This window comes from Arthrobacter sp. 01T419 (assembly GCF_056398865.1).
In genome coordinates, this window is the sequence record NZ_JBFTQF010000001.1 from 81,340 (window position 1) to 96,767 (window position 15,428).

General features: G+C 66.4%; 9 protein-coding genes and 1 pseudogene. 9 read left to right on the forward strand and 1 reads right to left on the reverse strand.

Translation table 11 applies throughout. From position 1 onward, the window contains the following. Positions 1-124 precede the first annotated feature (124 nt). The 4 genes from AC1DLO_RS00355 to AC1DLO_RS00370 all read left to right on the forward strand — a co-directional run bounded on the left by AC1DLO_RS00355 (position 125) and on the right by AC1DLO_RS00370 (position 8,319). Entirely contained in the window at positions 125-5,686 is a 5,562-nt protein-coding gene (locus tag AC1DLO_RS00355) for a hypothetical protein (protein ID WP_476888369.1), read from the forward strand. A 1-nt stretch (position 5,687) separates the two neighbouring features. Then, entirely contained in the window at positions 5,688-7,442 is a 1,755-nt protein-coding gene (locus AC1DLO_RS00360) for a hypothetical protein (protein ID WP_476888370.1), read from the forward strand. A gap of 30 nt (positions 7,443-7,472) precedes the next feature. Next, a complete protein-coding gene (locus AC1DLO_RS00365) occupies positions 7,473-7,838 on the forward strand; it encodes a hypothetical protein (protein ID WP_476914373.1) in 366 nt (121 codons plus the stop codon). A 109-nt stretch (positions 7,839-7,947) separates the two neighbouring features. After that, positions 7,948-8,319, forward strand: a complete 372-nt coding sequence (locus tag AC1DLO_RS00370; RefSeq protein ID WP_071416746.1) for an HU family DNA-binding protein — start codon at positions 7,948-7,950, stop codon at positions 8,317-8,319. 235 nt (positions 8,320-8,554) lie between these two features. On the opposite strand, the gene AC1DLO_RS00375 is transcribed toward AC1DLO_RS00370, so the two are convergent. Continuing rightward, complete coding sequence (locus tag AC1DLO_RS00375) at positions 8,555-8,929, reverse strand: hypothetical protein (protein ID WP_476888372.1); 375 nt, start codon at positions 8,927-8,929, stop codon at positions 8,555-8,557. A gap of 153 nt (positions 8,930-9,082) precedes the next feature. Here AC1DLO_RS00375 and AC1DLO_RS00380 point away from each other — a divergent pair. The 5 genes and pseudogenes from AC1DLO_RS00380 to AC1DLO_RS00400 form a co-directional block, all read left to right on the forward strand. Further along, positions 9,083-9,643 (forward strand): annotated as a pseudogene (locus tag AC1DLO_RS00380) (ATP-dependent DNA ligase); the annotation flags it as partial. Positions 9,644-9,756: 113 nt separating this feature from the next. After that, positions 9,757-11,238 carry a tyrosine-type recombinase/integrase gene (locus AC1DLO_RS00385; protein WP_476888373.1) on the forward strand — a complete coding sequence of 494 codons (1,482 nt, stop codon included), beginning with the start codon at positions 9,757-9,759 and terminating at the stop codon, positions 11,236-11,238. A gap of 104 nt (positions 11,239-11,342) precedes the next feature. Then, on the forward strand, positions 11,343-12,968 hold the full coding sequence (locus tag AC1DLO_RS00390) for a hypothetical protein (protein ID WP_476888374.1): 1,626 nt from the start codon (positions 11,343-11,345) through the stop codon (positions 12,966-12,968). Further along, on the forward strand, positions 12,965-15,010 hold the full coding sequence (locus tag AC1DLO_RS00395) for a hypothetical protein (protein ID WP_476888375.1): 2,046 nt from the start codon (positions 12,965-12,967) through the stop codon (positions 15,008-15,010). Before AC1DLO_RS00390 ends, AC1DLO_RS00395 begins: the two co-directional genes overlap by 4 nt. After that, complete coding sequence (locus AC1DLO_RS00400; protein WP_476888376.1) at positions 15,007-15,420, forward strand: hypothetical protein; 414 nt, start codon at positions 15,007-15,009, stop codon at positions 15,418-15,420. Before AC1DLO_RS00395 ends, AC1DLO_RS00400 begins: the two co-directional genes overlap by 4 nt. Positions 15,421-15,428: the final 8 nt, after the last annotated feature.

Consider the following 15,428-nt stretch of genomic DNA (forward strand, 5'->3'; position numbering starts at 1 on the left):
ATTCGACTGTCCAGGCATTCGTCTTTTGGCTCGCTTCTAACTCGTCTATCGCCTCCATTCGAATCATCAGGGTATGATCTATACATAGTTATGTCCCCGAGCGTCCACAGGAGGCTGAGTAGCAATGAAGAAGGCACACGGACTGAGGCGGTACTTCTACGAGTACGTCTTCTACAAGGCAGTCGAGCAGGCCCGGGAGCAGAGCGGGGAGATCATTCCGATCTCCCAGGCGAAGGCCATCCGTGCACGGGTCGACCAGATCCTCAGCCAGCGCGGAACCGCCCTGGCTGATCCCGGACTCGGCGTCACCGCGTGTCTGACTGCGATCGACACGGCCTTCTCCGAGCGCGTCCCGGACTACGAGGCGCAGTTCGGCGACCACTCCCCCGCCAACGAGCGCTACCAGACGCTGCAGCGCGAGTTCACCCGTGCCACGGGCGTCGGAGCGGAGATCGACCCGCGTTCGGCGCGGCTGCCGATCAGCCCTTACGACCCGGCCTGGTCCGAGCGCGCGACGGTGAAGCGCGCAGGTACCGAACTGCTGTACATTCCCGACGAGACGATCGTGAAGAACTCCGGCGGCGAGGTGGAGTCCTTGTCTGAGCCGCGCCGCGGGAACATGACGCTCTGGCGGCTCGACGAGGACGGTAAGCCGTACGAGGCCGGCCGTGCCATGACCCACGACGACGCCGCAGGCCTCACGGCGCTCATGGACAAGATGAGCCGCCAGGAGTACGACCAGGTCCGCGAGTGGGTCATCGACGGCGGACGCGACCCGCAGACCGGCCGCGTTGACCGCAACCGTTTCATGTCCCAGCGGGCGGTGGCGCGCTCGGCGGCGCTGCTCGAGGAGCTGAAGTCCCAGGGCGTGGCCTACGAGGTCCTGCGCGACCGTGAGCCCGGGCAGATCAAGGCCCGGATCTCCGGGACCGGCATGGAGATCCGTCTCACTGACACGCGCCAGGAGGAGTACGCCGGGGCGCGCATCTACGACAACGGAACGGTGCTGCGCTACAGCACCAATCACCGGGTGCCCGGCGGCATGGCCGTGCCCGCCCCGACTTCCGAGGACGCCGTGCGGCTGTTGCGTTTCGCCCAAGGCCTGCCCATCGAACGCGAGGATCTTCCCGGCACGGTGGTCGGCGTCGTCGGCTCCAGCCACCCCGAGCATGGCCGCGGCCGCTCCCTCATCGACGTGCCGGACAGCTATCACGTCGACCGCGAGAGCATGTTCGTCGTCGCGGACTATGTCGTCCCCGGTGAGAGCGCCCCGCGCCCAGGGTCCAAGGTCATGTTGCGCCGGGATGCCAAGAACCGCTCCCTGCCGACCTTCTTCGTGGACGCAGAGCCGGCCGAGGCCTACGGTCGCGAGGCCGTGGACACCGCGCGGGAGAACCTGCGCGCCGCCCTGGGCGTCGAGGAGCTGATCCTGCGCGCGGAGTCTGAGCTGCAGCGCACCGAGGGCGCGCTCGACGAGATCGAGCCCCCGGAGTATGCCTCTGACCCCGAGGTCGCGGCGATCCAGCGCTCTTACTGGGACGTGCTCACCGGAGCGCGCAGCGAGCTGCTGCGTCCGGGCGCGACCGAGGAGATGTACCAGGAGCGTCTGGAGGAGATCGGCGAGCTGCAGGCCGGTGAGCTTCCGGACCTGGGCAACCTCGTCTATGGTGGCACGGCCGCCGACAAGGTCCGTGCGCACGCTGATGACGTTCCGTTCGAGCTGGTCGGCACCTGGGATGCCGAGCCGCACCTGATCGACGGCGAGTGGCTCGACCAGCGCTTCGACCCCGCCCGCGTCGCCAAGTACATGACCAGCCCGACCGGCCAGTGGTCGAACCTGGACAACCTCGCCTCGGCGCTGCGCCGCTGCGGGGTGCCTCCCACCGAGCTCATGGGTACCAGCTTCCAGGCGACCCGCTTCAAGGACCGGATCGTCTCCTTACACGCGGCCACCGCCGCCCCCATCGCCGAGCATCCCTCGGAGTTCATGCGCCGGATCGGTCAGACCGTCCGGGAGAGCATCGAGCGCAACGCCGCGACGCCGGGTGAGATCCTGGTCGACGCGCAGGGCGTCATCAGCTGGACCGCCGAAAAGCTGCGTCGTGACGGCAAGGCCACGCCGGTCTCTGGTGAGATCGGCCAGGTCTTCGATGTCGGCAGCCATGGGGAGATTGTCACGCGCTTCGCCAGTGGCGAGAACGCGCTGATTGTTCCCGGCTACGAGGCGCGGATCAAGGCCCAGACCCCGGGCGAGGCCCCCAAGTCGGTCGAGGAGCGCACGGTGCTCCGCGGCTACGAACAGCTGATGCACGAGCGCATCCAGTACCAGCTTGCCGGTGACCTCGTCTCCGGCCGCAGCCGGACCGGCGAGCCGGCCTCGCTGAACGCGGTGTACTCGCAGCTCTACGGCACCAAGCACCCGGTTGACTTCATCGAACGGGCCACGACGTATGAGGTCGACCCTGCCACCGGCAAGGCCACCGCACGGCTGGACGAGTGGACGGCCTCGATCCTCGAGACCGAGGCCAAGCGCGTGCGCTACTCCAACGAGATCAAACAGGGCTCGACGATCTACGCTGAGTACCGCGCCGAACGCGATCGCACCGACCCGGCCGACGACAACGTCTTCGACGCCTGGCGGCTCACCGGTGGACGGAACATGACGGTGCTCACGGGAACCGACCGTAACCATGTGACGGCTCCCGGCGGCTTCTTCGATCCGGTGATGACCGGCGGCGCGACCAACCAGGGCATCGTGCGCTACCTCACCGAGGACGCCGCCGTGCGCCCCGACGGCACGATTGAGCCGGGTGACCCGGAGACCGTGACCGGCTCCCGCGCCCCGCTAATGAGCCGGCCGGAGCTGGAGACGCTTCGCTATGACCCGTTCGACCGGCAGCAGATGACGGCCTCGACGATCATGCAGTCTTCCGAGGTGACGAAGCCGACCGGCACCGCTCTGATGACCTTCGGCGGCTGGACGGCCGACGACCCGATCGTGGTGTCGACGGAGTTCTCCGAGCGACACCGCATCCGCGGGGCCGGTGGCCAGCTGCGCGACCTCGTTGTGGGCGACAAGATCAGCGATCTGCACGGCAACAAGGGAGTCGTCTCTCTGGTGGTCGACCGCCACATGGACCCTGACGAGGCCCGTGCCCAGGGCCTGGAGCAAGAGGTGGCCTGGTTCAGGGAGAACCCGGGCATCGACGTGGTGATGAGCCCGTTCTCGCTGATCTCCCGCCGCAACGCCGGATCGGCGCGCGAGCTGATGGGCGGTGCCGTGGGCGACATCCGCCACCCGGCCGTCCAGGGCCCCGAGGCCGGGCCGGTCGACGGAGGGTTGGGCGAGATGCGGTTCGTGGTCACCCACATGGCTGTCGACGAGAAGACCAAGATCTACGACGACGAACAGGTGCGCGCCGGCAAGGGGCGCAAGGCCTCCTCGCAGCTGGCCTGGGCGCTGCAGTCCCAGGACTGCCCTGCGATCATGCGCGAGTTCTACGGCCACAACTCCGGTGCCGAGTCGAACCTGCGTGAGTATCTGCTGGTGGCGGGACTGGACATGGAAGCCGACGGCACCCTGCGTGTCGTGGGCCAGGCCGAAAGTGTCGACGAGCGGCCCGAGCGCCGTCTGATCCCGATGCCGGAGCTGATGCGCACGCAGCCGCGCAGCGAAGGCGCGACGCCGGGGCTGAACACCACGGCCATGCGCAAGTCCTTCGGCGACCTGATCGGCGATCGCGGCGGCGACATGGAAATCCCCTTTCCGCTGACCTACCCGACGGGTCAGCTGACCGAGACGGTCAGCGCCACTTCGTGGAAGCTGCCGGTGCTCTCTTCGCACCTGCGCAGCGGCCAGGAGTTCGACGACGGCACGTCGGTCACGCACGACTACACGCGCAGCTACCAGGACGTCTTCGTCGAAGCCTGCCGCTACCGGTACATGGCCGAGCAGCTGGACGACCACGGCCTGTCGCCGGACAAGCGCGCCGAGGTACGCCGCGGCATGAGCGAGTCCGTCTCGCGGGCCCAGCGTGCCTTCGAGGCCATCACCACGGACGTGCAGAACCGCGTGCTGACCGGCAAGAACAACATCTTCAAGACCGGGCTGATGAGCTCGCGCCTGTCGGACTCGGCAACGATGGTCTGGACCGCCGACCCTCGGCTGGACATCGATCAGATCGCTCTGAGCTCGGTCAAGGCCGGGCAGCTGGGCCTGGCCGAAGGCGATCACGCGCTGGTTTGGCGCGACCCGGTCCTGCGCGACGCCGGCGTGCGCTACATGCGCGTGGCGATCGACGACCGGCTCACCGGCGCGGCGATCAACCCGGTGATGGACCAGTGCTTCGACGGCGACTTCGACGGTGACGCGGTCGCCGTCGTGAGGCTGCACAGCGAGCCCGCCAAGGCCGAGGCGATGGCCAGGCTCTCGGTCGGAGCGAACCTCCTGGACACCGGCGTGGTGAAGGCCGACGGCTCGCACCCGCTGGCCATGCAGGTCTCGCTGGACACCCAGGTGGCGCTGTCCAAGAGCCCGGAGCTGGCGGAGAGCCTTGAGAGTGCCGTCAAGGAGGCGAACCGCCTGCGGTTCGTCAGCGATCCGCACGAGGTTGCCGCCGGCCACGAGGTCCTCGTCGAGGAGCTCAGCGATCTCTATCGCTCGGCACAGCGCGGCGAGTTCGGCTCGGCGCTGACCTTCAGCAGCCGCGAGGCGCACCTGCAGAGCGTGCGCGAAGTCTGCGTCGAGACCGGGGCCAAGGGCAGCGAGAAGAAGCTCGGGGACTACGCCCGCAACCTCGGCGACGAGCAGGGCACGCCGGGCATCACGCAGGAGGACCAGGAGGCCTCGATGTTCGCCACGGCGATCAAGGCCCACGGAACGGGACTGGGTGGCTCGTTCTCCCAGCGTGCGGTGCGCGCCCTGCGTGGCGCTGACCTGAAGGCGGTGCTTGAGGTGACCTATCCGGTGACCCAGTCGATCCTGCAGGCCAAGCACGACGCTGCGGAGGCACGGCACAAGTACGAGATGCTGCAGGGTCGCGGGCGCGATCTGTGGCGCGGCCGCAAGCTCGAGCACACCGGCCCCGGCCAGTGGCGTCCCGAGTTCGCCGACGGCGAGGCGGTCCAGGCCACGGCCGAGGAGTGGGAGGCCCAGTTCGTCGAGTTCTACGAGGCCAAGGACGGGTTCAACGTTTCGGTCAACCCGGACTGCGTCGCCCGTGTGGCCCGCGCGCTGGAGGACCCAAAGTCGGGCCTGGTGCGCAATCTCGAGGAGGACCAGTCCCTGGCGGGCACGGTGATGGACCGTATGGCCTACGGCGGCGACTTCGAGGCGCTGGTGCAGGCCGCGAAGAACCGCGAGAGCGTCTTCGACGGCGAGAAGAACGAGCAGTTCGCCTCAGCGGGCACCCGCCGTGCCCGGGCCGCGGCGGCGCGCGAGCTCGACGCGTTCGCGGCGCACGGCCTCGACGGGCTGGACGGCCTGGACTCCGCGGAGGCCGCCGTGGATGCCTCGGTTCTCAAGCGTGACGTGCTCGCGCAGACCGGGGACGGGGCCGCCAGGGCGCGCGGTGCCAGCCGGCGCTCGGCACACGCCGTCGGCGTGGACGGCCGTCGCCCGGCCTGGACGCCGAGCTACGAGACCGGGCAGCAGCAGAGTGACGACGACTATGGACTGGGAGGCTGACATGACACAGGACACGGAGCAGGAAATGGGTCCGGGCGGCAGGGGCCGGGGGCGCAAGGCACTGCCTGTCGACCCGTTGGGCCACGTCCATCCTGTGTACGGGATGGACGACGGGGAGGAGGACATCATCGACGCGGAGATTGTCGACGAGCCGGACACGCAGGCCGGACACGACACCTCACGCGGGCAGCGCGAGCGGCTGCGCGACCGTGCCCGCGGCTTCTTCGGGGCCACGACGCGGGAGCGGACCGAGGAGCGGAAGCGTCAGCGTGCACGCGACCAGGAGCGCGCTGCAGCCGACGATGACGGCCTCGACGACCGGGAGCGGCTGCTGAAGCTCCGGGCGGAGACGCGGCTGGCGGGCGAGGCGTACATGCAGACGCTGCGCGATTCGAAGCTGCTCGTGCCCGGCTTCAACGACGGTGAGCGCACGAAGGAGTTCGACGCGATGCACGCGGTCTACATGCAGATGATGATGCAGGGCTGCCTGCGTCCGCTCACCCGCGGCGTGAACCCGAACTCGGTCATCCAGGCCGCCGGCATGATGATGGCAATGCGGATGCTCGCTCCTGACTTCAGGAAGGAGATGGACTCCTACCTGCAGCCGTTCAAGGACAAGGTCCAGGACCGGATCGACGCGAAGACCCGGCACATCGGCGAGAGGGCCGAGCGCCAGGCGGCCCTGGTCGGAGATCTGTTCGGGGGCGCACCGGAGGCGCAGGAGGCCGCCGGCGACGACGGCGGGAAGCAGTCCGGGAAGTCGGGCGGGCGGTGGGGCACCAGCAGGGACGACTTCCTTTCCCGGCGCTGGCGTACCCGCCTGGAGGACCTGGAGCGCCGCGAGCGGGGCAACCGTGAGCTGTTTACTCCCGAGTCGGCGGCCATGACCGAGGTCGCGCTCATGGAGAACGCCTTCTGGAAGATGCGTGACCCCGAGCAGGACGCGAAGCAGGTCAACGCTAGCTACAAGGCCCTGCGCAAGCGCCTGCGCCAGCAGATGGAGGACGACGGGCTCGACCGTGCCGAGGTGGTCAAGCGCGCCCGGACGATCATTGGCGAGCGGATGGAGTCCGAGCCGGAGCTGCGCCTGATGTTCAACGGCGTCGCGCACGGCCGCATCGTCAAGGCCCCGCCGCACGAGGCCCGCCTCGCGGGCACCGGCAGGGTACGCGAGGTCTGGACCGGGGAGTTCGACGACCACCTGGGCCGGCGGATCCCCGACGAGGGCATGTTCACGCTGCGCCTGCCGATGGAGCCGGACGAGCACCAGGTGCAGCTGGCGGAAACCATGAAGGCGGCGATGCTGGACGGCGTCCAGCGTGGCGACGGACAGGCCCTCGGCGGAAGTGTCATGGGCTACATGATCGGTTTCGCGGCCAAGAAGCAGGGCCTGGACACCCGCGGGCTGCCCGAGGACCTCCAGCAGCGCCTCGACCAGTCCGAGAGCATGCTCGCAAGCATGGAGATCGATGGTCTCTCCGACGAGGAGCAGCAGCGTGTCTACTCGAACGCCTACGTGGACGCCATCGAGGAGCTGAACAAGGAGGACCCGGACTTCGAGCACGAGCTCAAGCTGGCCCTCGGCGAGGACTGGCAGGACACGATGCGGGCCGCGGTCGACGATCCCGCTACTTTCCTGGCGGCGCAGCGCACGCGGCCCCAGCCCTTCCGACAGGGGCCCGGCCCCTCGGCCCGGCCGGGGCCGGAGGGTCAGTGGAGCCGCGACCGCGGAACCGAGGACTACCAGCCGGCATAGTCCGGAAACGAACGAGAAGGAGACAGGACCATGAGCGACGACCAGCAGGTAGAGAAGCAGGAGCGGTACGGTTCGCGGCTTGCCCAGATGTTCGGGTACGTGACGCCCGAGGACCGCGGTCGCTGGGAGCAGCAGCGAGCACAGAACAAGAAGAACGTCAATGCAACCAAGCAGGGTGCGAAGTCCTCGGTGAGCTCGATGATGGAGTTCGGCGACAAGAACATCAACGCCAAGCTCAACGCGGCCCACCGGATCGCCGACCAGCAGCGGTTCGACGAGTCCCACGACAAGATCGTCAGCACACGGCGCGATCCGAAGACCCGGTCGATTATTGAGTCAGTTGACTACGAGTACAAGGACGACCGCCAGTCCATTGATCCGGATTTCGAGCTTTAGTTGAATGGATACCGACAGGCCTGTGGATCGCTTTTCGACAGGCCTGTCGGATAAACTGGTTTTCAAGCAGGAAGCGGACGACGAGGGACGATAGGACAAAGGTGTGGGCATGAAGACGACGGTTCATCCGCGGATCAGCAAGCGTGGATTCATCTCGAAGGTGGCCGGCCGCAGCGGACAGCCGATCAGGGTGGTGAGTGAGGTGTATGAGTCGCTCATCGCGGAGCTCACCGACGCCGTGCGCCGTGGAGACACCGTCGTGCTCACCGGCTTTGGCCGCTTCGCCCGGCAGACGCACAAAGGCCACAAGGTCCGGTTCGGCAAGAAGGACGTGGATGACTACTCGGTACTGAAGTTCTCCGCGTCACGCAGCATCAATCGACGGCTCGATCCGGACGCTGACCTTGGTAATCCGGAGGCGTTGCGATTGATTGACGAGTTTGACGAGGCTGAGGAGGGCTTGGTCCGGGCGGCGGGATAGACGAGGGAAAGTTGCTCACGGAAAAAAAATAGGAACCCCGGCGATGCGGAAGCATCACCGGGGTTCTTATTTGTGCACGGGGCTGCAGGTGCTTTTGCTGCTTGGCAGCTTTGTGATCGGGCTGGGGGGCGATTCTTTGGTATGTCGGTTGGTTCTGGCAAAGAATCGGCACTGACAAAGCACGAGCTACGTTTAAGGAGTCCCCGGCAGCTGCGCCCCGGTAAATACCGGCAGGTCACAGGACCTTGATGGCGGCCTTTTGCCGTCGTTTGGCACTTGCGGTCCGGGCCGCTTCGGCAATGCTCCAGGCAGCCGATTCAGCAGTTCCGTTGGCCGGATGCACGAGGACACCGCGTGCGCCAGTAATGCTGTCACCTGTACGGGTGCTGGCATGAACGCAGTACCTGCGCTGGTTGTGCACGGTGTAGGTGACTTCCAGCTCGAGCTCGACATCCCAGATGTGTTGCTGGTCCCGCAGAGCTTTCTTTGTCGCCGCCAGGAACATCAGGGCCGCTGCATCTTCAATCTGCTGTGAGGTGGGTTCCTTGTAGCGCCAGCCACCGGCAGCTCCGGCAGACCCAGCGGTGTTCGTAACAGCTTCAGTGGACATGACGGCTCCTGTTTCGAAGGTGGTTGGTTTCCCTGATCGAAGAAGGACCCGGTCACAGCTTTGCTGTGACACTTCCCGGTGCTTGGTGATGTCTCCAGCCGGGAGGAAGCTTTGTTTCCACCCCTGCTTCGCTGGGCTTACGCTGTGCCCACGATGTTCGAAGGTTTACCGGCGGCTCTGCATCCTCCCGTTGCGCTTGCTTTGGCCAAGGCTGTGGAGTCGATTCCACGCGGTGATGCACTGTCCGGCGGTTCAGTTTTTGAGATGAAGTTCGACGGTTTCCGCGCAGTGTGCCTGGTCGGTTCGGATGGGGCGTGGCTCTACAGCAGACAGGTTAAGGATTTGAGCCGGTACTTTCCGGACGTGTTGGCTTCCGTGCGTGAGCAGATCCCTCCGGGCTGTGTTGTCGATGGCGAAGTTGTGGTGTGGTCCGAAGGGCGACTGGATTTCGATGCGCTGCAGACGCGCCTGGTGAGCTCAAAGGCGGCACTTGCGGAGCTCGTGATGAAAAGCCCTGCCTCGCTGATCGCCTTCGACATCCTGGCAGTGGCCGGGCAGGATACCCGCGGGCTCCAATTCCGGAACCGCCGGGCTCTGCTCGAGGAACTGGCGCGCGGGTGGATTCCGCCACTGCATCTGTCACCGGTGACCAGCGACCGGGCCCTGGCGGCCACGTGGTTCAGTGACATGACCGCCACAGGTGTGGAAGGAATTGTGGTCAATTCCCTGTTGAATAAGCGTGTTGATGCGGTTCAAGAGGGGTGTGAGTGGTGCGAGGATGGCGTATTTTTTGGGTGCCGGCGGGGCGGTCTGTCGAGTCGAAGCGATTGCCGGTCTTGGGCGGTTGGGACGGCCTGGCGAAGGACGAGGAGCGGGCGGGTGTGCGTCCTGGGACGCCCATCCTGCTGTCGCCGGACTGCCAGATCGATGGACGGTTGGCCCGTTTCCTGGTCCGTTCGTCCTTCGCCCGGCTGGAGCAGGAGACGAAGCGGAACTATGCGACGGACTATTGCGTCTTCTTCGACTTCCTGTGGCGTCGAGACAAGAACTGGGATGAGGCAGGCCCCGATGACCTGTGGGATTTCGAGGACTGGCGCACGAGGTCGCTGAGCAACCCGCGGCGGGTCGGCGGTGCCCGTTGGAATCGGGGCCTCGCGGCTTTGGGTCGCCTGTACTCGTGGGCGGTCAAGCAGGGATACGTGTCCGCGAGCCCGATTGAAACGCGGGAGGCGATCGGGCGGCACGGGCAGGCGGTGGAGGTGCCTGCCGCCCGGGCTAAGGATGCGAGGTCCAGTGATGTGCGCTGGCTGACGCCCAGGATGTTCCGGCGTTGGGTGGATGTGGGCTTGCGCGGATTCTCCGCGGACGGTGTGCCGGGCGCGGCATGGGGCGGGCGGATGGAGGACCGGAATTCGGCTTTCGCCAATCTGTTGTTCTCATCGGGTCTGCGTCTGACCGAGGCCGCTTCGCTTCTCACCGTCGAGATCCCCCAGTCCGAGGTAGGACACCGACGGTACTATTCGGGCCGGCTGGCCCCGGTGGTGACGAAGTCAAAGCGTGCCCGCACTTTCTATATGGCAGCACCGGTGGTGGGCGAGATCGAGGCGTACTGCGATGCCGGCCGGGCGAGGGTGATCCGCCGTGCGCAGCGGCAGGACCGGTATGACGTGCTGCCGCGGATGCGTCTGGTGACGTCGGTCTCCGGGCACCGGATGAAGGTCCTTCACTGGCGCGATCGCGACGGAATGCTCGGTGAGACGGCCCTGGCACGGGCAAGCGTCGAGGAACGGGCGAATCTTTTCACTGAAGGACCCGAGGGGCCTGAACCCCTGTGGCTGTGGCTCAATGAGTCCGGCCTGCCGTTTCAACCGGCATCCTGGGAGGGTGTGTTCCGGACCGCCACGGAACGGTGCGAGAAGACCCTGTCGGGAGAAAAGGGTGATGCTCCGTTCTGCACCCCGCACATGTGCCGGCATTCCTTCGCGCTCTACATGCTGGTCGCGCTCCACCACGCGATGGATGTCCGGCTCGGCCTGACACCGAAGGAGCGCCGCGACTTCCGCCTCCTCTACGGGGATCCCTGGCGGATGGTCCAGGACCTTCTCGGCCACGCGGACGTCGAAACCACCCGCAGGATCTATCTGGCCCCGGTCTCCGACCTCCAGCTCCACTCGCTTATCTCCTCGCCTGCGCCTGGTTCAGGGGCCCCGCAGGGAGGGGCGGCCGACGATGTCTCCTGGATTCTCGCCCGGCTCGCAGCCGAAACGGGCACGATCCAGGACCTGATTGACGACGAGGCTATCCTGTGAGCGGCCGAGGGCAGCGTGCTGCCCTGCCGCCGGAGCCCCACCACCGGCCGGTTCCGCGGCCCCATGATGGGCTGACGGTCGAGCACCGCGACAGGAAGGGACGGGTGGGCACGTTCAACTTCGACGAAATCCCGGTGGGCCCGGAGCTGCAGCGCGCCTTTGCCCGGTGGTTCGCCGAGAAGTGTGCTCCGGGCGGCGGGTGGGACTCGCTCCCGTCAAGCAAGGCCATGTGGTTCCGCCTTACCGCATTCGGGCGCTTTTGCGCCGAACAGGACAATCCGCCCCAGCGCCTCGTCGACATCACACCGGCGCTGTGGAACAGGTGGCGGATGCGTCGGCCGGAAGGCATCTACGGCTACTCACAGGTGATCGCACTGGGTGGCTTCCTCAGGAGACACGACGAGCTGAGCGAGGCCACGAGGTCCGCGATGGCCAAGCGGCTTCCCTTGGTCACGTCCACGGGACGGGCGTTGGCCCCGGACGAATTCGAGGAAGTGCGCGCCGCGGCCCGGAAGATCTTCCGCTCCGCCTACTTGAGGATCCGGGCCAACACAGAACATCTACGGCGATGGCGTGAGGGATCCTTCGAGCAGCAAAGCCCGGACTGGATCCTCGGAGAGGCCCTGGACTCGCTCGCCCGCACCGGATATGTCCCCTACATACTTCGCGAAAGCGGGACCAAACGTACTATTCACCGTTACGTCGCAGTCCTCGGCGGAGAGGCCCCGCAGTTCACGTGGATGCGGCTATTTCTGAGCCGGTCCGAAGCGTATGCGCTGGCCGTATTGCTCGTAATGGAGTTCGGACTGAACGCGACCGTGGTGTCGGAAATGCGCACGCCGCGGGCCTTGCAGCACGGCGGATCCGGTGGCTTCCCCATCTACCGGTTGGAGCTGGAGAAGCGGCGGCGGGGAGCCGGCCGCCACTTCGAGACCCGGAATGTCCCGGACACCGGCGCCGACACACCAGGGCGGCTGATCTCGAAGGCTCTGGAGGCAACTTCTCACGCGCGGGCCTTTGTCACTGCCGCCGACAGCGCCCTGGACTTCCTGCTCATCTGGCGGAACTCCCTGCCGGGGCCCAGGAACGCGTCCCCGGTGACGCCATTCGGGATCGGCCTGACGAAGAACGCGGCCGACTCCTGGCTCCGGGAAACCGGCCTAACCGGCGCTCCCCTGCAAAGACTGCGGAAGACGGTCAATGTGCTGTACCGCAGGGAGCCCGGCCAGAACAGCCAGGACACCCACGACGCGGTCTATGTCCTCCCCGAACCCCAGGCGCAGCAGGCATCCGTCCCGATCGTCGCAGAGGGCGCCGAGAGCGCACTCGCCCACGCCCGGCACACCGTCCTGCGCGCTCAGCTTGCCGACACGGCCCGCCCGGATTCCCAGGAGACCCCCACTGCCGCCTGCTGCGACTACAAGAGCAGTCCATTCAGCCCCCATGGAACGGGATGCCGGGCCTCGTTCCTGATGTGCACGGCGTGCCCCAACGCGCGGATACACCCGAAGCATCATCCCCGTCTGGCATACCTGCACCGCTCGTTGGCCAGCTTGCGTTCGGTCCTGGGCGAAGAGACCTGGGCATCGGACTGGGGCAACCCGTTCACGCGTCTGGAGGACCTCAAGCGCAGGCTCGGTGACCAGGTCTGGGCGACCGCCCTGGCCAGCGTGACCTCCACCGACAGAGCAATCATTGGCAGCCTTCTGGAAGGACAGTACGACCTGTGACCCTCGCAATCGAAGAGAGCGCTTCGCACCCGGCACTGCATGCCCACGCCATCCTGCCCGGTCTGGTCGCCGAAGGCTTCACCGGCCCGGTCCCCCGATACGGGGACCCGTCCTGGAGCCTGGACGCACTGGAGCACGGCCCCGGTGTATCGCGCACGACGATCCACTGGGAGACTGTGCCCGCGGCTTTCCGGGAGGAACTGCGGCACCTGACTTGGCTGCTGATCAACACTTCGCTGCCCGCCACCTTCCTGATCGGCAGACACCCTCGGTGGCGGACCACCGTATCACCCCGACATGTGTATCCCACCGTGGCGATATGGAGGGCATTCTGCCAATGGCTGGAAAAGAGGGGAAGCGCATCCCTCGGCGACTGCACTCCGGCAGACCTGCAGGCCTACGCCCTCCACCTCGCAACAGACCGGGCAATGACGCGCAACCCCGCCCAGAAAGTCCTCGCAGCCCTGACCCGGCTCTGGGCGCTGGACTCCTCGAACCCCTTCCCGGTCGGACTCTGCGAACCGCCGTGGCTGATAGAGGGCGCCGATGATTTCCTTCCGGCCGGGTCGTCCGTGGGCGAGAACTCGACAGAGCCGATCACCCCGGAAACCATGGGACCACTGCTGATCTGGGCCCTGCGCGTGGTCGACGACTTCGCCGAAGACATCCTCACTGCCGTCCAACGTAAAGAAGAAATACTCGCCAAAAGCAAGCAGAACGCGGCCACTCCAGAAGGCCAGGCTGCGCTCGAGGACTACCTGGGGCGCCTCATCGCAGCCGGCACATCGCCACCGAGCATGGCAGCCGGGAACAAGAGCGGACTCGCTGCGACGTACATCTCCTACGTAACGGGGGCGGCGGTCCATCAGGTCCACCATCAGGTATTCGCAGGGCGTTGGCGGGAACAGCTCTTGTCCGCCGATGGTCCCGCTCCCGTCTTCACAGAGATCTCGGGCACGGTCGATGGCCGCGCCTGGAAGGAATTCATTGACTACTCCGAGGCGGGGACCCTCAAGACCCATCTGACGACCGCGGCCTACATTGTGGTGTCGTACTTGACGGGAATGCGGCCCCGCGAGCTCCAGGGTCTCGAAAGGGGCTGCTGCCCGGAGCCGGAATCGGGGCGCTACCTGATCTACGGCCGCGTTTACAAGACGGCCGTCAACGACGACGGGAACCACGTCCCGCAGGGAACAATTCGCGACGTTCCCTGGGTTGCCATCGAACCGGTGGTACGGGCCATCCGCACCCTTGAGAGGATCAACCCCGACGGGTATCTGTTCGGAGACCTGCCGCCCGACACCATGAACATGCGCATCGAGAAGTTCATTACATGGGCTTCGAACCTCGCCAAGAGCCTGGACCGCCCCCACGAGACAGTCCCTGGGGACAAGCATGGCTCGATCGGGGTCTCGCGGTTCCGCCGGACGCTGGCCTGGCATATCGCCAGACGCCCCGGCGGGCTCGTCGCCCTCGCGGTTCAATACGGCCACATGCGCACCGCCATGAGTGCCGGGTACGCGTCACGGAGTCGGAACGGAATGCACGACCTGCTCGACCTGGAAACGGCTCTCGCAGCTGCCGACACGCTTGCCTCGCTCAACGAAGACATTGCGAACGGCGCGGGCATCTCAGGCCCGGCGGCGCGCAGAGCCATCAACGCCGCCCGGCACGCCCCCGAATTCGCTGGCACGATCGTCAACGCTAGGCAGGCCCGTGCGCTTTTGGAGAACCCGTCGCTGACCGTCTACGAAAATCCGTCCGCGATGCTCATGTGCGTCTACAAACCGGACCGCGCCCTCTGCAACCGCATCACCGAACGCGAAGCGCCGCGCCTGGACCGCTGCGTCACATCCTGCGCGAACATCGCACGAACCGATGATCACGCACAACTGATGCGACAAGAGGCGGAATCCCTGGAGAAACAGGCCCCGAAGGCGCCCGAGCCCCTCGGACACCGGCTCGAGGCCCGGGCCCGGCGGCTCCGTCAGGAAGCCGATCAGCACGAGCGTTCCCGCATTGTTATCGAGGAGAGACAATGAGCCCCGCGCAAGACGAACGCGCCCACATCCAAGCGGCCATGGAGCGAATCCTTGACGGGTACCCGGAGAGGTCAAACGGGGCCCTGACCGTCGTGGCCCTCGCCGCAGAAGCAGGAGTCCCGCGAAACGCGCTCACTCAGCGGCACCCCGACCTGAAGAACCTCTTCTACGAGCAGGTAAGAGCGTCCGGCGGGACACCAGACAGCGAACTACGCCTCCGGCGCGAGACAGCCAGGCTGAAACGGCTGCGGGAGGAAGACAGAAAAGTGATCCAGCAACTAAAGGCAGACAGCGAAGCCCTCATCGGCGCCCTCCACCTCGCACAGCTCCAAAATGAAGAGCTCCGACGGCGACTGGCAGAGTCCGGAGGCATGATCCATGCCATAGGCAGTAGTTTGACGCAGAAATGAAACGGCTT

Excerpts from the sequence above, each read along its gene's own strand:
- AC1DLO_RS00365 (WP_476914373.1), top strand. The coding sequence starts at position 7,473 with ATGAGCGACGACCAGCAGGTAGAGAAGCAGGAGCGGTACGGTTCGCGG.
- AC1DLO_RS00370 (WP_071416746.1), top strand. The coding sequence starts at position 7,948 with ATGAAGACGACGGTTCATCCGCGGATCAGCAAGCGTGGATTCATCTCG.
- AC1DLO_RS00400 (WP_476888376.1), top strand. The coding sequence starts at position 15,007 with ATGAGCCCCGCGCAAGACGAACGCGCCCACATCCAAGCGGCCATGGAG.
- AC1DLO_RS00360 (WP_476888370.1), top strand. The coding sequence starts at position 5,688 with ATGACACAGGACACGGAGCAGGAAATGGGTCCGGGCGGCAGGGGCCGG.
- AC1DLO_RS00375 (WP_476888372.1), bottom strand. The coding sequence starts at position 8,929 with ATGTCCACTGAAGCTGTTACGAACACCGCTGGGTCTGCCGGAGCTGCC.
- AC1DLO_RS00355 (WP_476888369.1), top strand. The coding sequence starts at position 125 with ATGAAGAAGGCACACGGACTGAGGCGGTACTTCTACGAGTACGTCTTC.